This is a genomic window from Jiella soli, from assembly GCF_020615385.1.
Lineage (GTDB): Bacteria > Pseudomonadota > Alphaproteobacteria > Rhizobiales > Rhizobiaceae > VKMB-3413.
In genome coordinates this window covers 128,590-151,647 of sequence record NZ_JAJAVB010000039.1, presented here as the reverse complement: position 1 = coordinate 151,647, position 23,058 = coordinate 128,590, and the positions used below count along the sequence as shown (strand labels likewise).

Sequence of the window (23,058 nt, the reverse complement as noted above, 5' to 3'; positions counted from 1 at the left end):
AGGCACGACCGCCGATTGACATTTTACTGATCACAGGAGCCGCGACATGCAAAGCCACGGAAAGCCCTTCCTGCCCCTCGATCGACGGACGTTTCTGCGCGGATCGGCGGTCGCCGGCCTGGTGGCGGCGACCACTTCGATCACCCGCACCGTCTGGGCGCAGTCCGGCAAGGTGCTGAAGGTCCGCAACTACGCCGATATCGACGAGCTGGATCCCGGTTTCTACCAGAACCCCTACAATGTCGACGTGATGAACTGCCTCTACTCGAAGCTGACGCGCTACAAGCCGGGCCGCGAGTGGGAGACCGAGCTCGATGCCGCCGAGGAACTCGAAGCGGTCGACGCCAATCATATCCGCTTCAAGCTGAAGCCCGGCATCATGTTCAGCGGCGATTTCGGCGAGATGACCGCCGAGGACGTGAAGTTCTCCTTCGAACGGGCGCTCGAGCACGATTCCCCGGTCAAGAGCGACTGGGGTCCGCTCGAAGGGGTCGAGGTCACCGGCAAGTACACCGGCGTGATCAATTTCCGCGAGCCGTTCGAGCCGGTCTGGCTCGTCACCTTCCCCTTCGGCGTCGGGCACATCGTCTCCAAGAAGGCGGTCATGCAGGCCACGGGCGGCGGCGACTTCAAGATGAACCCACCGGCCTTCTCCGGTCCATATATGCTCGACGAATGGGTGCCGAACCAGCACATCCGGCTGAAGCGCAATCCGGCCTGGACCGGCGAGGCGCCGGGCTATGACGAGATCATGATCCTGCCGATCGCGGACGAGAAGAGCGCCGAACTGGCCTATGAGGCGGGCGATATCGACTTCACCTGGATCAGCCTCGCTTCCCTCGCGAATTATCAGGCCTCGCCTCCGGCAAATACGACGATCGCGGTCTATCCGGCGCTGAGCTATGTCTGGCTCGGCATGAACATCGACAATTCCGCCCTGTCCGATATCAACCTGCGCAAGGCGATCCAGTACGCCGTCAATGTCGAGCAGGTGGTCGAAGCGGCCTATTTCGGGGGAGCCGAGCCCTCGACCGGCATCATCGCGCCGGGCCTGGTCGGCCACCGCGAGAACACGCTCGTGCCGATCGAGGGGGATCTCGACAAGGCGCGGGAGTATCTGGAGAAGGCGGGCGGTCCGCCGTCCGAACCTCTGACCATCGACATTTCGAGCGAATCGAAGTGGAAGACGATGGCGGAGATCATTCAGGCCCAGCTTCTCCAGATCGGGATCCAGACGCAGATCAACGTGCAGGACAGCGGGTCCTTCAACACGCTCGGCATGGAGAGCGAGGGCCAGCGATGGAAGAACGTCCAGCTGATCCTCAACCGGTTCTCCATGCAGCCGGACCCGTTCTATGCCACGAGCTGGTTCGTGTCGGGTCAGGCGGGCATCTGGAACTGGGAGCGGTTCCGCAACGAAGAGTTCGACCAGCTCGAGAAGAAGGCGCTCCTGGAACAGGACCCCGCCAAGCGCGCGGCCATGTACGAGAAGATGCAGGATCTGATGGAGGAGAGCGGCGCCTACCGCTTCCTGACGCACGAGGCGACGCCGCTGATGTATCGCAACACGGTGGATGCGGCGGTGCGTCCCGATGGACGCGCCCTTCTGACCCGCTTCGAGCCGGCAAAGAGCTGAGGGCGGCGCAGGGCGCGATGGCGCAGGAACCGGTGAGGGGCTTTCAACGGTGCTGATCTTCATCCTGCGTCGACTGGCGCTGTCGGTGGCGATCGTCGTGATCGCCATCGTGCTCCTCAACACGATGCTCCACCTCGTGCCGGGCGACCCGACGGTGATGCTCCTCGGACCCCGCGCGACGCCGGAGCTCATCGAGCGAACGCGTGAAGCGATGGGGCTCGACCGGCCCTTCTACGTGCAGACGCTGACCTTCTTCGGCAATCTCCTGCGGGGCGACATGGGGGTCGACGTCTTCACCGGCCGCAGCGTCGCCTCGATCGTCTTGAGCCAATTGCCCTACACGCTGGTCCTGATCGCCGTGTCGATCGTCTGGTCGGCGGCGCTCGGGATCGTGATCGGCTGCTATTCGGCGCTCCGCCGCGGCAGCTGGCTCGACCTGTCGGCCGGCATCCTCTCGGTGTCGACGATCTCGGTGCCGTCCTTCGTGATGGCGCTCTACGGACTTCTCGTCTTCGCGGTCGGTCTCCACTGGTTTCCGGCCGTGGGGGCAGGGACCGGCTTCTGGGGCCAGGCCCACTACCTTGTCCTTCCCGCGCTTGCGATCGGCATTTCCTGGGTCGGCTATGTCGCGCGCGTGGTCCGAGCCTCGATGCTGGAGATCCTCGACGCCAATCACGTCCGCATGGCGCGCGCCTTCGGACTGACCGAGAGCAAGATCGTGTTCTCCTATGCCCTGAAGATCGCCGTCCTGCCGGCGGTGACGCTGATCGGCACCGGCGTCGTGCACCTGTTCTCTGCGGCGGTCTTCGCGGAAGTCATCTTCTCGCGTCCGGGCATCGGCGCCTTGATCGTCAATGCGGTGAACGAGCGAAACTATCCGATCGTGCTCGGCTGCATCCTGGTGACGACGATCGTCATCGTGCTGGCGACGCTGGTGTCCGATCTCGTCAACGCCTGGCTCGACCCGCGCATCCGCGAGGCGCTGTGATGATCGCATATTCGCTGCAGGGGCTGGGCGCATGAGCCTCGCATCGACGACCGGTTCCTCCCGCACGAGTGTCCGTGCGGGCCGATGGCGGTGGGCATGGCGCCGTCTTGCCGCCGACAGGCTTGGCTTCCTCGGCTTCGTCCTCGTCGCCCTGTTCATCGCGGCGGCGATCCTCGCTCCGTGGATCGCGCCCTATTCGCCGACGCAGATCATGACCGGGCCGCGCCTCGGGTCACCGTCGTGGGCGCACTGGCTCGGCACAGACCAGATCGGGCGGGATCTCCTCTCGCGGGTGCTTCTGGGAGGCCGCGTGGCGCTGACCGTCGCCTTCGCGACCATCGCAGCCGCACTGACGATCGGCTTTGCGCTCGGTCTGGCGGCCGGGTTCGGTCCCGTCTGGCTCGACAACATCCTCGTGCTCCTGTTCGACGCGGTACGCTCGTTCCCGACGATCGTCTTCGGCCTTGCCGTCGTCACACTCGTCGGACCCGGCCTGTCGACCATCGTGCTCGTCGTCTCGGTCACGTCGATCCCGATCTATGCCCGCATCGTGCGCACCCAGACGCAGGCGCTCCGCAATGCCGACTATGTCGACGCCGAACGCGTGATGGGTGCCGGCACGCTGCGGATCCTGTTCGTGCACATTCTGCCGAACGTCGTGGGGCCGCTCGTCGTGCTCGCCTCCATGGACGTGCCTCTGGTCATCGCCACGGAGGCCGGGCTGAGCTTCCTCGGTCTCGGCGTGCGCCCGCCAATGGCGTCCTGGGGAACCATCCTGAACGACGGCTACACCTTCATCCGCAATTCGCCCTGGCCGGTGATCGCCGGCTCGATCCCGATCGTCCTCGTCACGCTCGGCTTCACCTTCTTCGGCGAGGCGTTGCGCGACATCTTTGACCCCAAGCTCAGGCAGGACACCTGAACATGGCGGACGACACGCTGCTCTCGGTCCGCGACCTTTCGATCGACTTCTCCACGGCCGGCAACCGGTTGCACGCCCTGCGCAACGTCGATCTCGAGGTGTCGCCCGGCCGCATCGTCGGGATCGTCGGCGAGTCCGGCTGCGGAAAATCGACGCTCGCCTCCAGCCTCATCGGGCTGCTTGCCGCCAATGCCGAGATCGTCTCGGGAGCCATCGAATTCGAGGGGCAGGATCTTGCGCGGCTTTCGGCGGGTCAGATGCGTGCGGTCAGGGGACGGCGGATCTCGATGGTCTTCCAGGATCCGATGACCTCGCTGAACCCGGTCGTGACGATCGGGCGCCAGATGACCGACATCCAGTATCGGGAGAAACGGTCGGCCGCGGAAAAGCGGCGTGTGGCCTCCGATATGCTCCGGACGGTCGGCATTCCCGATGCCGAAAGCCGTCTCTCGGCCTACCCGCACCAGTTCTCCGGCGGCATGCGCCAGCGAATCTGCATCGGCATGGCGCTGCTGATGGAGCCCGCGCTGCTCATTGCCGACGAGCCGACGACGGCGCTGGATGCGACGCTGGAAGTCCAGGTCATCAAGCTCCTGAAGGAGCTGCAGCGGCAGTTCGGCTGCGCGATCGTCTTCGTCTCGCACCATCTCGGGACCGTTGCGGAACTCTGCGACGAGGTTGTGGTGATGTATGCCGGCGAGGTCGTGGAGCGCGGGCTGGTGCGCGATATCTTCCGAAGGCCGTCGCATCCCTATACGCAAGCGCTTCTCGAATGCGATCCGGCCCGGATCACGGCGCCGACCCGCAAGCTGCCGACCATCCCCGGGACGCTGCCGAACCTCGTTCGCCCGCCCAATGGCTGCATCTTCCGCGAACGGTGCCCCAAGGCCTTCGCGCGCTGCGCGGTGGAAGCGCCGCCGGAATATTCCGGCGCGGGCGCCGGTCACCGGGCGCGCTGCCACCTTCTCGACGAGACGGCGGAAGGGACGGCATGAGCCCGCTTCTTGACGTTGCCAACATGCGCGTGCGCTACCGGACCGCAGGCCGCTTCGAGGCCAAGGTGAAGGGCATTGGCGATCCGTTCATCGACGCCGTCTGCGACGTGTCCTTCTCGATCGAGCCGGGGCAGACGCTCGGCCTTGTCGGGGAGAGCGGCTCGGGCAAGTCGACGATCGCGCGGGCGCTGCTCGGCCTCAAGGACATCGCGGAGGGCAGCGTGCGCTTCGACGGGCGGGACCTGCGCAGCCTCGATGCGCGCTCGCTTGCCGAAGTCCGACGAAGCATCGCGATGATGTGGCAGGATCCGGTCGGCTCGCTCTCGCCGAGGCTGACGGTGAAGTCCCTCGTCACGGAGCCGTTCAGGATTCACGGCCGCGACGGTCGCGACCTCGACGAGGAGGCCGCACGGCTCCTGACCATGGTGGGGCTGACGCCGGACTTCGGCTCGCGCTATCCGCACCAGCTTTCCGGCGGACAGGCCCGCCGCGTCGGCGTCGCCCGCGCGCTGGCGCTGGATCCGAAGCTGGTCGTCGCCGACGAGCCGACGGCCGGACTCGACGTCTCGGTGCAGGCGGAGGTGCTCAACCTCCTGGCGGATCTCCAGAAGCGGCTGGGGATCGCGATCCTCGTGATCACCCACAATCTCAGCGTCGTGCGGCACATCACCGATCGCATGGCGACGATGTATCTCGGCCGTTTCGTGGAGCAGGGACCGACGCAGGCCGTCTTCGGGCAGCCCCGCCATCCCTATACGGAGGCGCTTCTGTCAGCCAATCCGGATCCCGATCCCGATGTGGCAAAGCACAGGGTCGAGATATCGGGCGAGGTGCCCAGCCTGATGGACCGGCCGAGCGGCTGCGAGTTCCACACGCGCTGTCCGCATGTGCGCGACATCTGCCGAACCGTCCGCCCAATGGTCACGACGGAAGGCGGGGAACACAGCTTCACCTGCCACTTCCCGCTGTCCCGCGCGCCGCATGAGGATCGGAGTGCTGGAAGGACAGGGCAGTCCGGCGAGTAGAGGCCGCACGCCGACCGGCGGCATCCCAGCTCGCATCTCCCGATAGCGCTCCGCAATCGCCAACACGCTCCGCGCAAAGCGGCCGTTGCTGCCGCGCCGAAACCATCCCGACAGCTTCCGGCGTAAACTTAGCCTATCGACAAAGTTTTTGCTTGCATCGTCGCCGGGTGGCGCGATAGTTAGCGAGATGACTAAGCATGATCCCGAACTCTCGCTGCTCTTCCACGCGCTCGCAGACCCGACCCGCCGATCGATCCTGACCCGGCTCGCCGAAGCGCCAGCGCGGGTGACGGATCTTGCCGAGCCCACCGGGCTGCGGCTGCCTACGGTGATGCGGCACCTGTCCGTGCTGGAGGAGGCGGGGCTGATCGTCACGTCGAAGGACGGGCGGGTTCGCACCTGCGCCATCGTCCCCGAGGCGTTCGATCCGATGCGCACCTGGCTCGACGAACAGCGTGCCATCTGGGAAGCCCGGCTCGATCGGCTGGATGCGTATGTGATGAAGCTGATGAAGGAACGTGACACATGACCCCGGATCTCGATCCGAACACCGATCTGAGTTTCACCCGCACGCTCGCGGTGCCGCGGCACCTGATCTGGGAGTGCTGGACGAAGCCGGAGCACATCCCGCACTTCTTCATTCCCGCCCCGCACAGGGTGACCGGCGTAGAGATCGACCTCCGCGTCGGCGGACGGTTCAACACGACCTTCGAAGTCGAGGGCAATGTGATGGACAATAAGGGGGTCTATCTGGAGGTGGTGGAGAACGAGAAGCTCGTCTTCACCGATGCCTATACGGAAGGCTGGAAACCCGCGCCCGATCCGTTCATGACCGCGATCCTGCTCCTGGCGGATGCGCCGCGCGGCGGCACGACCTACACGGCGATCGCCCGGCACCGGAATCCGGACACGCGCAAGGTCCATGAAGACATGGGCTTTTATGGCGGATGGGGCACGGTCGCGACGCAGCTCGAAGCCTATGCGAAGGGATTGGTTCGATGAGCGGCAATTTCGCAACCTTGACCTTCGAGCGGGAGATGGCTGCGCCGCCGTCGGTCCTGTGGCAAGCCTGGACCGCCCCGGCCGCGCGGGCGATCTGGGCCGCGCCGACGCCTGCGGTAACCGTCGAGTTCCTCGAGGCCGATCCCCGGATCGGCGGGCGCGAGGTATCGCTCTGCAAGGTAGCCGGCGAGCCCGACATCCGCTGCGAAGCGGGCTGGCTGGAAATGCAGCCGCCGGCTCGCAGCGTGAACTACGAGGTGATCTCCCGCGAGGGCGTGCGGCAATCGGCTGCGCTGGTGACCGCGGATATCGTCGGCGCCGGCGAGCACAGCCGCCTGGCCGTGACCGTGCAACTGTCCTCGCTCGCGAGCGACATGGCGCAAGGCTATCGGGAGGGCTTCGGCGCGGGGCTGGACAATCTCGCGGCCGTGGCCGAACGCACCATGGTCCTGGAGCGGGTGATCCAGGCGCCCCGCTCCCTGGTGTGGGGCGCATGGATGAACGAGGAGGCGCTGCCGCAATGGTGGGGACCGGAGGGCTATTCCTGCCGGACGAAACGGATCGACCTGCGGGCGGGCGGCGAATGGGTCTTCGACATGATCGCCGCCGACGGCACCGTCTACCCGAACCATCACCGCTACAACGAGGTCCGGCCCGAGAAGCGGTTCGGCTACACGCTGCATTGGGGCGAGGACGGGCCCAAGCATGCCGATGCCTGGGCCTCGTTCGAGGATCAGGGCGGGGCGACGCGGGTGACGCTGGCCATGATCTTCAGCACGGCTGAACAGTTCCGCGAGGCGAAGGGCTTCGGCGCGGTCGAACTGGGGCATCAAACCCTCGGCAAGCTGGACCGCTTCGTCGCATCGCGCTGAAACTCGGCGTCTTCCCGGCGCCTCGAGACGGGTGTGGCGAAACGGAGCGACACGGCGGGGCTCGGCGCCGGAATGGCTACCGAATGACTTGGTTGCCATCGTTCTTGCCGCGAACCGGCCAGGCCTTCAGTCCCTCTTGCGACGACGTTGTGCCGACGAAGTCGGCAGGACGTCGCTCTCCTCGGAAAGAGAGTTGCGGGCGCCCAGGATGTGCGAGCGCATGATCGCCTCGGCCCAGGCCGCGTCGCGGGTTTCGATGGCGACGAGAAGCCGGCGGTGGTCCGAAAGGCTCCGCTCGATCTCCTCGGGGCCGAAATTGGCATAGCTGTTGATCAGGAAGCCGATCTCCATCAGCCGGATAGCCGAATCCGCCAGCGTCGAATTGCGTGAGGCCGACAGGATCGCCTGATGGAAGTCGCGATTGAGGATCGACAGCTGTTCGGTCCTTGCCTCGCTCTCTTGCCCGTTCGCCGCGAGCGCGTCGAGTTCGCCCTGCACGGCCTTGAGCCGGGCGAGGTCGGCCGCGTCGCGGCGCTCGCTCGCAAGCCGCGCCGCCTCGCTCTCGAGCAACGCGCGAACGTCGTAGATCTCGCCGATCTCGCGCGCGCTGCGCTGTTTCACGATCGTCCCAGAGCGCGGCGTCATCTCGACGAACCCGTCGCCGGCAAGGCGCACCAGGGCCGAGCGGACCGGTGTGCGGCTCGCGCCGAAGCGCTCGGCCAGAAGCTCTTCGGTGATCCGTTCGCCCGGCTTGATCAGGCCGCTCAAAATGCCCTGGCGCGTGGCCTCGTAGACGCGATCCGCGGTGCGCTTGCCAGCCTTGCTGCCGTGCTTCCGGTTCGTCATCTTCCGACCCTATTGGATACATTCTGGCCGTCAACGTCGCGCGAACGGCGCCCAACTTGACAAATTGGATACAGGAGACCAATGCTCGCGGGAAGGGACGCGGGTCGGCAGATCGGCGTTTCGGCGGCACGGAGGAGAGCCGCCGGCTGGGAGGACATCGTGAAGCCGTTGACAGGGATTCGCGTCCTGGAAATGGGACAGCTGATCGCCGGGCCGTTCTGCGGCCAGCTTCTGGCCGATTTCGGCGCCGAGGTCGTCAAGATCGAGCCGCCGGAAACCGGCGACGCCATGCGCCAGTGGGGCCGGACGGACGAGGCGGGACATACGCTCTGGTGGCCGGTGATCGCCCGGGGCAAGAAATCGCTGACGCTCGACCTGCGCAAGCCGGAGGCCCAAGCGGTCGTCCGGGAGCTCTCCGCGAAGGCCGACATCCTGGTCGAGAATTTCCGCGTCGGACGCATGGAGGAGTGGGGGCTCGGCTATGACGTGCTGAAGGCCGCCAATCCCGGCCTGATCATGGTGCGGGTGACCGGGTTCGGCCAGACCGGCCCCTATGCCGACCGGGCCGGATTTGCCTCGGTCTGCGAGGCGATGGGCGGGATGCGCTATATCGCCGGCTATCCGGACCGGCCGCCGGTGCGCGCCGGGATCTCGATCGGCGATTCGCTCGCGGGCCAGAGCGGTTTCCAGGGAGCGCTGCTCGCGCTCCAGCATCGCCACCGCACCGGGGAGGGCCAGGTCGTCGACGCCTCGATCTACGAGGCCGTGCTGTCCGTGATGGAAGGCGTGATCTCCGAATATGACGGCGGCGGCCATGTGCGCGAGCGCTCCGGCAGCTTCCTGCCGGGCATCGCGCCGTCCAACGCCTATCCGACCCGGGACGGCGAGACCGTCATCATCGGCGCCAACCAGGACAGCCTGTTCAAGCGGCTCTGCAAGGTGATGGGCCAGCCGGAACTCGCCGAAGACGAGCGCTATTCCACGCACCGGGCCCGGGGACGGAATCAGGCCGAGATCGACGAGATCATTGCCAAATGGTCGGCCGGGCACGCCGCCGCCGAGATCGTCGAGATGCTGGCCGAGAACGGCGTTCCGGCGGGGCTGACCTACAAGGCCCCGGACATGCTGGCTGACCGCCATTTCCAGGCGCGGGAGTCGATCACCCGGGTGGAGGATCCGGAGATCGGCAAGGTCGCGATGCAGAACGTCTTTCCCAAGCTATCGGCCTCGCCCGGAGGCATCGAGCGCACCGGACCGAAGCTCGGCGAGCATACGGAGGCGGTCCTGACGGACTGGCTGGGCTATGACGGTGCGGCGATCGCGGCCCTGAGGGCGAACCATGTCATCTGACCGGCGGCCGCTCCTTGCCTCGTCCGGGGCGGGGCGGACGCGATGATCGAACCAGTCGTCGTCGTCCTCGTCCTGCTCGGCCTGATCGCGCTCGGCGCGCCGATCTTCCTGGCCCTCGGCGCCGCCGGCCTCATCGGTCTCTACATGGCGCGCGGCGCCATGGCCTTCTTCTTCGGACCGACATCGCTGTTCGGCCAGTTGAACAGCTTCGAACTGCTCGCCCTGCCGCTCTTCGTGCTGATGGGCAACTTCCTGGCCGCGACGCCGGTCGGAGCCAATCTGTTTCGCGCCGCGGTGATCTGGCTGCAATGGCTGCGCGGCGGCCTCGCGATCGCGACGGTTGGGGCTTCTGCGGTGTTCGGCGCCGTCAGCGGCGTCTCGATCGCCGGCGTCGCCGCAGTCGGCTCGATCGCCGTGCCGCAAATGCTCGAGCGCGGCTATTCGCGCACCCTGGCGGCGGGAAGCGTCGTCTCCTCGGGCGCGCTCGCCATGCTGATCCCGCCGAGCGTGCCGCTGATCATCTACGGCGCGGTCTCCTCGGTCTCGGTCGCCGATCTCTTCATCGGAGGGATCGTGCCCGGCATCGCCCTGGCCCTGGCGCTCTGCGTCTATGTCTATGTCCGGGCGCTGCTCAATCCGGCGGATGCGCCGAGGTCCGAACGGGTGGCCTATGGCTGGGGAGAAAGGCTGCGGGCGCTCGGCGGCATCTGGCATGCGATGGTGCTGATCGTGATCGTCCTCGGCGCGATCTATTCCGGCATCGCGACGCCCAGCGAGGCGGCCGCCTTTGGCGCGATGGGGGCGTTCCTGATCGCCGTCGGCATCTTTCGCTGCCTCGACTGGCGCGGCGTCCTCGGCGTCCTCGGTGCCAGCGCGCGCATCTCCGGCGCGATCCTGATCATCATGGGCTGCGCGCGGATCTTCGGCGATTATCTCAACCTCGTCCGCGTACCGGATGCGGTCAGCGGAGCGCTGATCGGTACGGATCTGCCGCCGGAAGCGATCCTGATGCTGATCATGCTGATCCTCGTCGGGCTCGGCATGCTGGTCGACGCCGTCTCGCTGATCGTGGTGACGACACCGATCCTTTTGCCGCTCGTCAAGACACTCGGCTACGACCCTTTGTGGTTCGGCATCATCCTGGTCATGAACCTGGAGATCGCGGTGATCACGCCGCCGGTCGGCCTCAATCTCTATACGCTGAAGGCCGTCGTGCCGAGCCTGAGGATCGAGGAGATCATCCGGTCGGTGGTGCCCTTCGTGATCATCCAGTTCCTGATGCTGGCGCTGTTCGTGCTGGTCCCGTCGCTCAGCCTGTGGTTGCCCAATCTCGTCAGATAACAGTTCTAAAAGGGAGGAACATCGACATGACACTCGACAGAAGACACTTTCTCGCCGGAACCGCGGCCCTGTCGGCGGGGGCCGCATTCGGCCTGCGCACCAGCCCAGCTTTCGCCGCGCAGAAGCTGACCGGCGTCACCTACCTGCCGCCGTCCTATGCCGATCTCGCCTACGGCTCCCAGGGCTTCGTCGATTACGTCAACAAGAATGCGCCCGACGCGGTCGAGATCGACTTCTACGATTCCGGACGTCTTCTTTCGGCCGACGAGCAGCTTCCAGCGCTGCGCGCCGGCACCATCGACTTCATGTTCCACACCACGAGCTACATCACCCGCTCGCTGCCGATCCTCGGCGTGATGGGGCTGCCGGGCGTCGTGGGCCCGCTCTACGACAATCCCGACCGCCTCAAGCGCGGCGCGCCGCTGTTCGAGCTCATCAATTCGGAGCTGAACAAGCAGGGGCTGACCGTCCTGTCGCTGGGCGGCGGCATCATGGAGCCGGAATATATCTGGTCGGTCGGCGATCCCGGCATTCGCGATCTCGATGCGATCGAGGGCAAGAAGGTCCGCGTCGTCTCCTTCGAGGCGACCAAGGCGATCGAGGATTTCGGCGGCGCCTCCGTGCGCATCCCGTCGTCCGAGCTCTATCTCGCGCTCCAGCGCGGCACGGTCGACGCGGCGGTCGCCAACATCTCGACCATCAACGGCCGCTCGATCCAGGAGCAGGTCAAGCAGGTCCTGAAGGTGCCGGTCACGGCCTTCGCCATCGGCATTTTCGTGCAGACGGATCGCTGGAACGCGATGTCCGACGAGGTGAAGTCGGCGATGATCGACGGCGCCAAATGGTTCGACGAGAACAGCGCCAAGGTCGCCAACCAGGACTATTTCGACAAGCAGTACTGGCCGAAGTTCAAGGAGGGCGGCCTCGAGGTGATCGATCCCGACCAGGCCATGCTCGACCGATTCGCCGAGGTCAGCGTCAATGTCCGCGACGCCTGGGTGTCGGAGGTCGGCGGCGACGTCGGCAAGAAGGCGATCGCCCTCGCCATGGGTGAGGCCGGCTGACGGCCCAATCGGCCGCGCGCGCCCGGAGCAGAACAGGGCGCGTGCTTTCAGGAGGAGGAGGCCATGAAGTCGGCAGTGATCAAGGCGATCGACGGCCTCGCCCGCATTCTTGCGATGGGCGGGGTGGTGGCGCTCGCATTCATGGCGGTGACCGTCACATACGATGCGCTGATGCGCTACGTCCTTGCGGCGCCGACCTCCTGGAGCCTGGAGATCAACTCCTTCCTCGTCGTCTATCTCGCGCTGATGTGCGCCGCCGACGTCGAGCGCCGCGGCGAGCATATCGGGATCTCGCTCCTGCCCGACGCCCTGTCTCCGCTCCGCCGGCGTATTCTGAGGGCAGTGATCAGCGTCATCGGCATCGTCTTCTGTGCCATCCTGACATGGCGCGGATATCTGATGGCGCACGATGCCTGGGCCTATGGCGAGCGGGTCTCCTCGGCCTTCGGAACGCCCAACTGGATCCCGTATTCCATGTTCCCGATCGGATTCGGGGCGCTCGGGCTGCAATTCGCCCTCGACATCGTCAGGCCGGAAAAGCCGAGATCGGACGGCGCCGCGCATGTCTGAGAGCCTCCTGCGCAGCCCGTTCGACGATCGAAGCGGCAAGGAGACCGCATGAGCCACAAGACCACCGTCACGCTTCTGGAAGTCGCGCCACGCGACGGCTTCCAGTCGATCGCCGAGCCGCTTCCGACAGACGAGAAGATCGCCGTGATCGAGATGCTACTCGACGCCGGCGTGACGCGCATGGAACTCGGGTCCTTCGTCAGCCCCAAGGCGATCCCGCAGATGGCCGACATGGCGAAGATCGCCGAGCATTTCAAAGGGCGCGAGGGCGCCCGACTGTCGGTCCTCGTGCCGAACGCCAAAGGCGCGAGTCTCGCGCTCGAAGCCGGCTATGGCGATCTCGTCTTCGTCGTCTCCGTCTCAGAGCCGCACAATCTCAACAATGTCCGCCAGACCGTCGCCCAGTCGCTCGATCAGCTTCGCGCGATCGTCTCGGAATCCGGCACCGACGGCGAGGGGATCCGCGTCGATCTCGCCACCGCCTTCGACTGCCCCTTCGCCGGAACCGTTCCGCTCGACGATGTCCGCCGCGTCTTCGCCGAAGCGCTCGAGATCGCGCCGAAGGCGGAGTTCGCACTTTGCGACACGACCGGCCGCGCCGACCCGATGACGGTCGCAAGGCGTTTCGAGACGGCCATGGCAGAGGGGCCGACCGATGCGGTTTGGGCGTTTCACGGGCACGACACCTTCGGCATGGGTGTCGCCAACGCGCTGTTTGCCCATTCGGTCGGGGTCTGCGTCATCGAAGGGGCCGCAGCAGGTCTCGGCGGCTGCCCCTTCGCACCGGGCGCAACCGGCAATACGGCGAGCGAAGACCTGCATTTCGCCTTCGAGGAGGGCGGGATCGCGACCGGCATCGATCGCGCGAAGCTTCTGGCGGCCGCGGACCGCGTCGCGGCGTTGCCTGGCGGCAAAACGGCCAGCCATCTTCGGATCGTGCCCCGCCAGCGCGCCCTTTTGTAACGGCCGCGTCGCGGGTGCCGGCGTCAGACTGCGGGCACGGACGGTCTTGACTGTTGGCGGCGGAGCCCGGCAGCAGTCGCATCAGCTCGTCCTCCGGGTATCCGGAAGGACGGCGGCAATGACGCGGGCCGATCGGCCCGCGTCATTGCCTGAGGGCGTCATTTTTTCACGGTGTCTTCGAGGAAGAAGCGACCGAGCGGGTTCTGGTAGAAGTTCTCGACGTTCTTGCGGGTCACGTTGATATAGGGGCTGTAGTAGAGGTCGACCCAGTTGACGTCTTCCTTCGCCTGCTTCTGCATCTCGACATACATCTCTTCGCGCTTCTTCGGATCCATCTCGACGCGGGCGTCGGCGACGAGCTTGGCTAGATCGGGATCGTCGTAACGCGTCATGTAATTCATGTTGGTGTCGTTGCCGAGGACGAAGGTGGTCTTCTGGTCCGGGTCGAGAATGTCGTTGGTCCAGTAGCCGACCGCGATATCGTAGTCGCCGTTGACCAGCATGTCCCACTGCTGGGAGGCGTCGATCTTCTGGATGTTCAGCGTGATCCCCGCCTTGGCATATTGCTGCTGGAGGAGCACGGCGGTCTGCTCGTCGACCTCGTCGCCGGCCTTGACGAGGTAGGTCACCGAAAGGTCGGAGACACCGGCATCGCTGAGGATCTGCTTGGCCTTCTCCGGGTCGTAGGGCCGGCGCAGATTGTCGGCATAGTAGTAGAGCGCGCCCTTTGGAATGTAGGAATTCGCCACTTCGCCGATGCCGAAGGTGACGGCGTCGACGATCGCCTGCTTGTCGGTCGCGAGATCGAGGGCCTGGCGGACTTCCTTCTTGCCGAGATCGCCATGCGAATGGTTGATCAGCAGCGCGTCTTCGCGGGTCGAGGGTTCGAGCAGGACATTGAGCTCCGGATCCTGCTTCAATTGCGCGACGCGGGAGAACGGCACGAAGATCGCCGCGTCGATTTGGCCAGCCTGGACGTTGAGCATGCGGGTGTTGTCATCGGGGATCGAGAGCCATTCGACGCCGTCGAGCTTCACGCGGTCGGCCTGCCAGAAGTTCGGGTTCTTCTCCAGGATGACCCTGTCACCACGAAGCCAGTCCTTGACGGTGAAGGCTCCGGAAGCGACCGGCTTCTGCGCATAGGCTTCCTCGCCCATCTCCTCCATGGCCTTCTTGGAGATGATCGAGGCGCCGGGCATCGCCAGCGTCGAGAGGAAGGGCGCGGAAGGCGACGCCAGCTTGACGACCAGCGTCTTGGCGTCCGGTGTCTGCATGTCCTCGATGATCTTGTAGGAATCGGCCCAGAGCGAAAGCTCGTCGTCGCGGATGCGGGTGAGGGAGTATTTCGCGTCCTCGGAGGTGATCGGCGATCCGTCGGAGAACTTGGCGTCGCGCATCTTGAACGTATAGGTCAGATTGTCGTCGGAGACCGTCCAGCTTTCGGCCAGGCCCGGCTCGAGCTTGGTGCCGGTCTTGTCGACGCGCACGAGGACGTCGAAGACGTTGGCGAAGACCCAGAAATCGACGTTCTGGGCCGTCGCTATGGGATCGAAAGTGGTCGAATCCTCGCGCCGTCCGATGGTCAGGATGCCGGCGGCCTCGGCGATGCTCGTTCCGAGCGTCAGCACGGTTAGCGCCGTCGCGGTCAAAAGCTTCAATTGGCTTCGGTTCATGGGTGCTCTCCTTGTGGGGACTGAAGGTGGGGTGCGGGGTGGAGCCGGTCCGCCGTCTGCGGGCGCGGCAGATCGCCGGGTTCCAGGATGCAGGCCCAGCCATGGTCGTCGCGACGTCGCAGCTCTGGCGGCGGGTCAGCGCGGCACTGCTGGCGGGCATGGGGACAACGCGGGTGGAAGGCACAGCCGGGCGGCAGGTTCATCGGGCTCGGCGGCTCGCCCTGCATCGGCGCTTCGGGCAGCGGAATGTCTGGATCGATCTCCGGGATCGATTCGATCAGTGCCGCGGTGTAGGGATGGCGCGGCGACGAGAAGACCTTCTCGGTCGGTCCTTCCTCGACGATCCGGCCGAGATACATCACCGCCACCCGGTCGCAGAGCCGTCGCACGATCGCCAGGTCGTGGGCGATGAAGACCACCGTCAGCTTCATCCGGTCCTTCAGGTCGATGAAGAGGTTGATGATCTGCCCCTGGATCGAGACGTCGAGTGCGGCGACGCATTCGTCGGCGACGATCAGCTTCGGCTCGATCGCCAGCGCCCGCGCGATCCCGACGCGCTGGCACTGGCCGCCGCTGAGCGCCTGCGGCTTGCGGCGCGCGAGTGAGGGGCCGAGCCCGACCAGCGTCAGGAGCTCGTCGACCCGCCCGGCGATTTCATCCTTCGGCACTTTCCGGTGGACCCGCAGGACCTCCGCGATCGCCTCGCCGGCGGTCAGCCGCGGGTTGAGCGCGTTCAGCGGATCCTGGAACACCATCGCGGTCTCGCGGCGCAGGCGCGCAAGATCCTGACGCTTGCCGGCGCTGACGCTCGTGCCGTCGAAAACGACATGGCCGGAGGTGATGGGTTCGAGCCCGAGCAGCGCCCGCCCGAGCGTCGACTTGCCGGATCCGCTCTCGCCGACGAGCCCGACCGTCTCGCCGGGGCGCACGGTGAGCGAGACACCGTTCAAGGCCTTCACGAAGCGGCGCGACAGGCCGAGCGGCCCGCCGCCGGAGACCGGGAAATGCAGGACCACGTCGTCGGTCTCCACGAGCGGCGCTTGCGGTCTCATGCGTCCTCCGTCACCGGCGCCGGGGCGGCGTCGACCGGGTTGTGGCAGGCGGCGGCGTGATCGCCCGCGAATGTCTCGAGCGGCGGCTGGACCTTTGCACAGGCGAGGAGAGCGTTCGGACAGCGCGGGTGGAAGCGGCAGCCGGGCGGCATCTGGTCCAGCGTCGGCGGATAGCCGGCGATCGTTGCAAGCCGGCCGCCGCCGCTCGCCAGTCCCGGCTGGCAGGCGAGCAGCCCGGTCGTGTAGGGGTGTCGCGCGTCCTTGAGGATCGCGCGCTTCGGGCCGAGTTCGCAGACCCGGCCGCCATAGAGAACGCAGATCCGGTCGCAGAGCTGCGCCACCACGCCGAGATCGTGGGTGATGAAGACGATCGAGAGCCCCCGACTGTCGCGCAATTCCTTCAGAAGCCGCAGGATCTGCGCCTGGACGGTCACGTCGAGCGCCGTCGTCGGCTCGTCGGCGATGAGGACGTCGGGGTCCGGAGCGAGGGCGAGGGCGATCATCGCGCGCTGGCGCATGCCGCCGGAAAATTCGTGCGGAAAGGCCCGGGCCCGTTCGCCGGGATCGGGAATGCCGACCTGCTGCAGGAGCTCGATCGCCCGCGCCGTCGCGGACTTGCGTCCCCCGCCGTGATGGAAGCGCACGCTTTCGGCGATCTGGTCGCCGATCGTCATGACGGGGTCGAGATGGCTCGCAGGATTCTGGAAGATCATGCCGATCCGTGCCCCGCGGATCTTGCGGAAGGCGGCGTCCGGCAGATCCAGGATCTCCTTTCCGTCCAGCCTCACGCTGCCGGCCTGGATCGACAGGCTCCGGCTCGGAAGGAGCTTCAAGAGCGCGCGGCAAGCCATGGTCTTGCCCGAACCGCTTTCGCCGACGAGGCCGAGGATCTCGCCTCTGGCAAGGTCGAAGGAGACGCCGTCGACGACGCGGTGGCGGCCGGTCGGTGTCTCCGCCACCACGGTCAGCCCCTTCGCCTCTAGCAGCGGCGCGGTCATGCGCGCACCCCGAGCTTCTCGCCCAGACCGTCGGCGAGGAGGCTGAAGCCGAAGGCGAGGAGCACGATGGCGAGGCCCGGAAAGGTCGCGATCCACCAGGCCGAGGAGATGAAGGCCTGGCCGTCGGCGACCATTATGCCCCATTCGGCCGTCGGCGGCTGCACGCCGAGCCCGAGATAGCTGATCGCCGCGCCGTTCAAGAGCACGAGCACTGCGTCGGACATCGAGAAGACGATCGAGCCGATCATCGCGTTCGGCAGGAGATGCCGGAACATGATCCTGACATGCGAGAAGCCGAGGCTCTTGGCCGCCATCGCGAAGTCGCTCTGGCGCAGGACCAGGATCTGGGCCCGGATCAGCCGCGCATAGGAGACCCAGCCGACCAGCGCCATCGCGATGTAGAAGCTCGCAAGCCCCGGACCGAGGATGGCGATGATCGCCAGCATCAGGACGAGGAAGGGGAAGGCGAGGATGATGTCGACGAGCCGCATGAAAAGGGTGTCGGTCAGCCCGCCGAAATAGCCGGCGATGGTGCCGGCCGTCGTGCCGATGACGAAGGGGAAGACGACGCCGAGGACGGCGATCTGCAGGTCGATCCGCGCGCTCCAGATCACCCGGGAAAGGATGTCGCGTCCGAAATTGTCGGTGCCGAAGGGATGCGCGGCGCTCGGCCCGGTCAGCCGTGCGGCGACGTCCTGATAGATCGGGTCGTAGGGTGCGATGACGGGCGCGCCGACCGCCAGGACCAGAAAGAAGAGAAGCAGGCCGCCGCCGACGAGCAGCGGCTGCGGAACGGCGCGGGTCAGACGGCGTCGCGCCGCCGGCTGGCCGGGCGCTGCGGCGGCCGCCTCGCTCACAGCTTCACCCGCGGGTCGAGCGTCACGGTCAGGACGTCGGCGAGAAAGTTGACGAGGACGGAAGCGACGGCAAACACCATGGCGACGCCCTGGACCACCATGTAGTCGCGCGTGAAGATCGCCCGGATCAGGAGCTGGCCCATGCCGGGAATGGCGAAGACGCTCTCGACGACGACCGTGCCGCCGATCAGCCAGCCGATGTTCACGGCGAGGAGGTTGAGCGTCGGGATCAGCGAGTTCGGCAGGACGTGGCGGCGGAACACCATCGCTTCCGGCAGGCCTCTCGCCCGTGCCGCGGTCGAGGCGTCCGACTGCATCTCGGCGATCAGACTCGCCCTGAGGCTGCGCGTGAGGACCGCCGACAGCGACAGCGCGATGGTGAGGCAGGGCAGCACCATGTGGTGCGCCTTTTCGGCGAGCGTCGAGCCGTAGCCCGAGACCGGAAACAGGTCGAGCCGGACGCTGAACAGGATGATCAGCATGATGCCAAGCCAGAAGGAGGGCAGGCCGAGGCCACCGGTGGAGATCATCCGCACGGTGTGGTCGACGGCGCCGCCCCGGTTGCGCGCAGCCAGCGTCGCCAGCGGAACCGCGAGCAGCAGCGAGAGGAAGACGCTGCCGAATACGAGGACAATGGTCGGCTCCAGCCGGCCGAAGATCAGGCCGATGACGTCGACCTTGTAGAGGATCGAGCGGCCCATCTCGCCATTGGCGAGGTTCTTGAGAAAGTAGAGATACTGCATCCACAGGGGATCATCGAGGCCGTACTGGGCGCGGATGCGGGCGATGGCCGAGGCCGTCGCGCGCGTGCCGAGCAGGATCCTCGCCGGGTCGCCCGGGATCGAACGCACCAGGACGAAGGTGATGATGCTGATGCCGAGGAGCACCGGCAGGAGCTGCAGCGGGCGTGTGATGACGAAGCGGTAACGGTGCATTCCCTGATCAGCCTCGATGCGTCATGAAGCGACCCTAACCGTTGCCGCGCCGCTTCAGGAAGTCGACCAGCACCGGGAAGAAGGCCTGCGGCTCCTCGAAGAAGGGCATGTGGCTGGAATTCGGGAAGACCTTCAGCTCGGCATCGGGCAGGGAATGCTTCATCCTGGCGGCGCAGGCGGGCGTCAGCTCGTCATGCTGACCGACGGTGATCAGCGTCGGAACGGTGATGCGGTGCATGTCCGGGATGCGGTTCCAGTCCTTGAGGTTGCCCGTATAGAGAAATTCGTTCGGGCCCTGGATGGTCCCGTACGGGCCCATGTTCCAATCGTCGAGCGAGCGCTGGACAGGCGCCGGCCACTCGGCGAGACGGCAGACATGGCGGTAGTTCAGGAGCGTGATCGCGGCCTGGTACTCGGGATGGTCGAGCGTCCCCTCCGCCTCGTGCCGCTGCATCATCGCCACCGTCTGCGGCCCGAGCGCGGCGCGCAGCCGCTCCAGTTCCGAGACGAGATGGGGAATGTCGGCCGCGGTGTTTTCCAGGACCAGCGTCTTCAGCGCGTCCGGATAGGTGAGGGCGTATTCGATCGACAGCCAGCCGCCCCAGGACTGCCCGACGAGATGAACTTTGCCGAGGCCGAGCGACCGGCGCACGGTCTCGACCTCCTCGACATAGCGAGTGATCGTCCACAGCGCCGGATCGGTCGGCCGGTCTGACTTGCCGGTGCCGAGCTGGTCGAAGGCGACGACGCGGTATCCATGGTCGATCAGGCAGGAGTGGGAATCGCGCAGATAGTCGCAAGGCAGGCCCGGACCGCCATTGAGACAGAAGACGACGTCGTCGCCGGAGCCGAAGCTGTAGGTGACGACCTTGTATCCTTCGACCTCGACGTCCCTTGTCTCATCCGGTTCGATCTCACGCCACACGCTGCCTCTCCTCGCTCGCTGTCCGGCGAGCCTGTGCCGGAGCTTGAGGACGAAGCCTAGCGGCCGGGCAGGGACGCGCGCCAGCTATCAGATTTGATAGGTTCGCGGCAGTTCGTCTTGCACCTCGGCGCCTAGGATGTAAACATGGCGCGAAAATAGTCAGATGAAGTGACCGTCGATGTTTTCCGGTATAGCGGATATCGATAGCTACCTGTCGGCCGGCGCTGATGTCGATGCCCGGATGCGGCTTGCAAGGAACGCCCTTGCAGGGTTCGAGCTATCGTCGCTGCTCTACGATTTCACCCCGGTGAAATACGACCACGACGGATCGGTCTCGCTGCCGTCCTTCATCTCGATGCAGAATCTGCCGGCGGACATGGTGAAGGTCTGGCGGGACGACGGCTTCTACCACATCGATCCGGTGCAGCAGCTGGCGTTCCGCTCGCATCTGCCCTTCGTCTGGTCCTATCGCGTCGGCGACCGGACGCCGCTCAACCGCATCCTGGAAGGCAAGCACGCGCCCGTCGTCGACTATGTCCACGACATGAAGATCACCTGCGGACTGTCCGTCCCCGTTCATATGCCGAACGGCGAATGTGCCGTGGTCACGGGCATAAGACAGGACGCGGCCGGCGACTTTGAGGATGTGATCGCCCGGCGCGTTGCGGATTTCACCCTGTTCGCCCACGTCCTGCACGAGAAGATCTATCCGCTGTTCGATCCGGAGACCCTTTCGGCGCGTCCGATCAATCTGACACCGCGCGAGCGCGAATGCGTGGCCTTCGCGGCGGAGGGACTGTCGGCGAAGGAGATCTCGCTACGGCTGTCGCGCTCGGTGCCGACCGTGGTCATGCATCTCAATGCCGCCGCGCGAAAGCTCTCGGCGGCGAACCGCGCCCAGATGATCGCGCGTGCTGCCCATTACCGGCTGCTCGGCTGACCGGCCACGCTGCACACTAGCCCTTCGCGTGGAACTGGAGCTGGCGTATCTGGTGCCGGATTTCGTCGAGCAGGCTGGTCGCAAGGAGGGACATTGGTTCGCCGCGCGGGGTCATCAGCCAGGATTTCATCCCGAACGGCTCGCGCAGCGGCCGGAACGCAAGCCGATCGTCCTCAGTGCCGGCATGGGTGATCGACAGGACGATGGCGACGCCGGCCCCCGCCGCCACCATGGCGCAGGCGGCGTCGGCCATATGCACCTCGGCAACGGCGTTCATACGCGCGCCGACCCGCTGGAAGGCGGCTTCGGTGAGAGGGTAGGACAGATCATCGCGTCCCAGCGCGATGAAGCGCTCGCCGTCTAGATCCATGATGCTCACATGGTCCTTCACGGCGAGAGGGTGATGCGCGGGAAGCGCAGCAACGAAATGGAGATCCTCGAACTCCTCGGCGATGAGCGACGGAGCGGTCGAGGGGCGCAGTCCGATCCCGAAGTCGGCTCGCCCGGTGATCATCGAGTCCTCGATGCTGCGCGAGGTGCGGCTGAAGAGCTGGACCAGAACGTCGGGAGACCGCTTCAGGAGAACCGCCGCCGCCTGCGGCGCGATGTGCATACTCAGCGCCGGAAAGGTCACCGCCGAGACCTCTCCCCGCTCCAGATTGCGGATCGATTCGGCCAGGCGCGAGATCCGCATCATGCCGGATTCCAGCTTCTCGGTCTCTGCGAAAAGCTGGCGCGCCTCGGCGGTCGGCTTCAGGCGCCCCTGTCCCCGCTCGAACAGCGACAAGCCGCAGGACTCCTCGAAGCCCTTGAGAAGCTTCGTTACCGCCGGCTGGGTGACGAACAGTCGTTCGGCCGCCTCGGTGACCGAGCCGGCCTTCATCACGGCGTTGAAGGCGCTCAGCTGCCGGAAGTTCAGCGGGGTCATCAGGCGGGGCTCATTACCGTTTAGAATGAGTCCATCCTTTAATTTCATTTGCCCGGAATATGAAATGCCTAAAGGATCGCCTTGCTCAAAAACTGGCATCGGCAGGGATCTCCATGAAGAAACACATGCTCATGCTCGCTGCGGCGGGATCGCTCCTCGCATGCGTCGGCGCCCAGGCGCAGACCAAGACCTTGACGGTCGGCGGCTATGGCGGCTCCTTCGAGACCTTGATGAAGGACCTGATCATCCCGCAGTTCGAGAAGACCCACGACGTCAAGATCCAGTTCGTGGCCGGCAACTCGACCGAGAACCTTGCCCGACTCCAGGCTCAGAAGGGCAACCAGGAACTGGACGTGGTCATCCTCGACGACGGCCCGATGTACCAGGCCGACGCGTTGGGCTTCTGTGCGCCTCTCGACAAGGACGTCGCATCGGACGACGTTTACGACCTCGCCAAGATCGGTCCGAACTCGATCGGCATCGGCTTCGTCGCCACCGGCTTCACCTACAATGCCGACTGGTTCAAGGAGAAGGGCTGGGAGCCGCCGTCGAGCTGGAAGGATCTCGAAGATCCGAAGTTCGAGCAGATCCTGTCGGTCCCGCCGATCTCCAACACCTACGGCCTCCACACCCTCGTCATGATGGCCCGCCTCAACGGCGGCGGCGAGAAGGACATCGATCCCGGCTTCACCGCGATGGCCGACGACGTCGCGCCGAATGTCCTCGTCTTCGAGCCGTCCTCGGGCAAGATGTCGGAGCTCTTCCAGTCGAAGGAGATCGCCCTGTCGATCTGGGGTTCGGGCCGCACCAAGTCGCTCGCCGACACCGGCTTTCCGGCGAAGTTCGCCTATCCGAAGGAAGGTGCCGTGGCGCTGATGCTCGCGGCCTGCCCGGTGGTGGAAAGCGACGCGCCGCAGGCCGCGCAGGACTTCATCAAATATCTCCTCGACCCCGAGATTCAGGTGAAGCTCGGCGATGCGATGGGGTCGGGACCGGTCAACAAGACCGCCAAGCTGCCGCCGGAGCTTGCCGAGACGCTGCCCTACGGCCCGGAGAAGATCTCCCAGCTGGTGACGGTCGACTGGGACACGATCAACCCGAACCGCCAGGAGTGGACCCAGCGCTGGGCCCGCGAGGTCGAGCGCTGAGTGCTTCGGCGTCCTAGCCCCGACGGGG

At 65.9% G+C, this 23,058-nt stretch carries 21 protein-coding genes and 1 pseudogene; 15 read left to right on the top strand and 7 right to left on the bottom strand.

The annotated features are described in order from the left end of the window. The first annotated feature begins 46 nt into the window (after positions 1–46). The 8 genes from LH400_RS23465 to LH400_RS23430 all read left to right on the top strand — a co-directional run bounded on the left by LH400_RS23465 (position 47) and on the right by LH400_RS23430 (position 7,440). Positions 47–1,636 carry an ABC transporter substrate-binding protein gene (locus tag LH400_RS23465; protein ID WP_229155889.1) on the top strand — a complete coding sequence of 530 codons (1,590 nt, stop codon included), beginning with the start codon at positions 47–49 and terminating at the stop codon, positions 1,634–1,636. 49 nt (positions 1,637–1,685) lie between these two features. Then, positions 1,686–2,624 (top strand): ABC transporter permease, encoded by a 939-nt coding sequence (locus LH400_RS23460; RefSeq protein ID WP_229155888.1) that lies wholly within the window; start codon positions 1,686–1,688, stop codon positions 2,622–2,624. A gap of 31 nt (positions 2,625–2,655) precedes the next feature. Next, a complete protein-coding gene (locus LH400_RS23455) occupies positions 2,656–3,546 on the top strand; it encodes an ABC transporter permease (protein WP_229155887.1) in 891 nt (296 codons plus the stop codon). Positions 3,547–3,548: 2 nt separating this feature from the next. Next, the gene (locus LH400_RS23450) at positions 3,549–4,541 is read left to right on the top strand and encodes an ABC transporter ATP-binding protein (protein WP_229155886.1); all 993 of its coding nucleotides are present in this window, start codon (positions 3,549–3,551) and stop codon (positions 4,539–4,541) included. Continuing rightward, positions 4,538–5,566: an ABC transporter ATP-binding protein gene (locus LH400_RS23445; RefSeq protein WP_229155885.1), complete on the top strand. Its 1,029-nt coding sequence runs from the start codon at positions 4,538–4,540 to the stop codon at positions 5,564–5,566. Before LH400_RS23450 ends, LH400_RS23445 begins: the two co-directional genes overlap by 4 nt. Before the next feature lie 187 nt (positions 5,567–5,753). Further along, positions 5,754–6,095, top strand: coding sequence for an ArsR/SmtB family transcription factor (locus LH400_RS23440; protein ID WP_229155884.1), 342 nt, complete (start codon positions 5,754–5,756; stop codon positions 6,093–6,095). Then, on the top strand, positions 6,092–6,568 hold the full coding sequence (locus LH400_RS23435; protein WP_229155883.1) for an SRPBCC family protein: 477 nt from the start codon (positions 6,092–6,094) through the stop codon (positions 6,566–6,568). Before LH400_RS23440 ends, LH400_RS23435 begins: the two co-directional genes overlap by 4 nt. Continuing rightward, positions 6,565–7,440 carry an SRPBCC family protein gene (locus tag LH400_RS23430; RefSeq protein WP_229155882.1) on the top strand — a complete coding sequence of 292 codons (876 nt, stop codon included), beginning with the start codon at positions 6,565–6,567 and terminating at the stop codon, positions 7,438–7,440. Before LH400_RS23435 ends, LH400_RS23430 begins: the two co-directional genes overlap by 4 nt. Before the next feature lie 126 nt (positions 7,441–7,566). Here LH400_RS23430 and LH400_RS23425 read toward each other — a convergent pair whose 3' ends face one another. Next, on the bottom strand, positions 7,567–8,286 hold the full coding sequence (locus LH400_RS23425; RefSeq protein ID WP_229155881.1) for a GntR family transcriptional regulator: 720 nt from the start codon (positions 8,284–8,286) through the stop codon (positions 7,567–7,569). A 159-nt stretch (positions 8,287–8,445) separates the two neighbouring features. Between LH400_RS23425 and LH400_RS23420 the strand changes: the two genes are divergently transcribed. The 5 genes from LH400_RS23420 (at position 8,446) to LH400_RS23400 (ending at position 13,574) form a co-directional block, all read left to right on the top strand. After that, complete coding sequence (locus LH400_RS23420) at positions 8,446–9,636, top strand: CaiB/BaiF CoA transferase family protein (RefSeq protein ID WP_491014618.1); 1,191 nt, start codon at positions 8,446–8,448, stop codon at positions 9,634–9,636. Positions 9,637–9,678: 42 nt separating this feature from the next. After that, positions 9,679–10,977, top strand: a complete 1,299-nt coding sequence (locus LH400_RS23415) for a TRAP transporter large permease (protein WP_229155880.1) — start codon at positions 9,679–9,681, stop codon at positions 10,975–10,977. A gap of 26 nt (positions 10,978–11,003) precedes the next feature. Continuing rightward, positions 11,004–12,041, top strand: a complete 1,038-nt coding sequence (locus tag LH400_RS23410; protein WP_229155879.1) for a TRAP transporter substrate-binding protein — start codon at positions 11,004–11,006, stop codon at positions 12,039–12,041. Between the two features lie 63 nt (positions 12,042–12,104). Beyond that, a complete protein-coding gene (locus LH400_RS23405; protein WP_229155878.1) occupies positions 12,105–12,611 on the top strand; it encodes a TRAP transporter small permease in 507 nt (168 codons plus the stop codon). A gap of 48 nt (positions 12,612–12,659) precedes the next feature. Then, positions 12,660–13,574 (top strand): hydroxymethylglutaryl-CoA lyase, encoded by a 915-nt coding sequence (locus LH400_RS23400; RefSeq protein WP_229155877.1) that lies wholly within the window; start codon positions 12,660–12,662, stop codon positions 13,572–13,574. Between the two features lie 158 nt (positions 13,575–13,732). On the opposite strand, the gene LH400_RS23395 is transcribed toward LH400_RS23400, so the two are convergent. From LH400_RS23395 to LH400_RS23370, 5 genes and pseudogenes are all read right to left on the bottom strand, one after another. Beyond that, on the bottom strand, positions 13,733–15,247 hold the full coding sequence (locus LH400_RS23395) for an ABC transporter substrate-binding protein (RefSeq protein ID WP_229155876.1): 1,515 nt from the start codon (positions 15,245–15,247) through the stop codon (positions 13,733–13,735). Beyond that, positions 15,244–17,297, bottom strand: a pseudogene (locus LH400_RS26505) (dipeptide ABC transporter ATP-binding protein). The gene LH400_RS23395 and the pseudogene LH400_RS26505 overlap by 4 nt, the downstream one beginning before the upstream one ends. Further along, entirely contained in the window at positions 17,294–18,103 is an 810-nt protein-coding gene (locus tag LH400_RS23380; RefSeq protein WP_229155971.1) for an ABC transporter permease, read from the bottom strand. Before LH400_RS23380 ends, LH400_RS26505 begins: the two are co-directional and overlap by 4 nt. Before the next feature lie 47 nt (positions 18,104–18,150). After that, positions 18,151–19,089: an ABC transporter permease gene (locus tag LH400_RS23375; RefSeq protein ID WP_229155874.1), complete on the bottom strand. Its 939-nt coding sequence runs from the start codon at positions 19,087–19,089 to the stop codon at positions 18,151–18,153. 34 nt (positions 19,090–19,123) lie between these two features. After that, on the bottom strand, positions 19,124–20,014 hold the full coding sequence (locus tag LH400_RS23370) for a proline iminopeptidase-family hydrolase (RefSeq protein WP_229155873.1): 891 nt from the start codon (positions 20,012–20,014) through the stop codon (positions 19,124–19,126). 178 nt (positions 20,015–20,192) lie between these two features. Here LH400_RS23370 and LH400_RS23365 point away from each other — a divergent pair, with 178 nt between their 5' ends. Next, positions 20,193–20,954 carry a LuxR family transcriptional regulator gene (locus LH400_RS23365; RefSeq protein WP_229155872.1) on the top strand — a complete coding sequence of 254 codons (762 nt, stop codon included), beginning with the start codon at positions 20,193–20,195 and terminating at the stop codon, positions 20,952–20,954. Positions 20,955–20,970: 16 nt separating this feature from the next. Here the strand turns inward: LH400_RS23365 and LH400_RS23360 are convergent, their stop codons facing one another. After that, on the bottom strand, positions 20,971–21,882 hold the full coding sequence (locus LH400_RS23360; protein ID WP_229155871.1) for a LysR substrate-binding domain-containing protein: 912 nt from the start codon (positions 21,880–21,882) through the stop codon (positions 20,971–20,973). 113 nt (positions 21,883–21,995) lie between these two features. On the opposite strand from LH400_RS23360, the gene LH400_RS23355 reads away from it, so the two are divergent. After that, positions 21,996–23,030, top strand: a complete 1,035-nt coding sequence (locus LH400_RS23355) for an ABC transporter substrate-binding protein (RefSeq protein WP_229155870.1) — start codon at positions 21,996–21,998, stop codon at positions 23,028–23,030. Positions 23,031–23,058 lie beyond the last annotated feature (28 nt).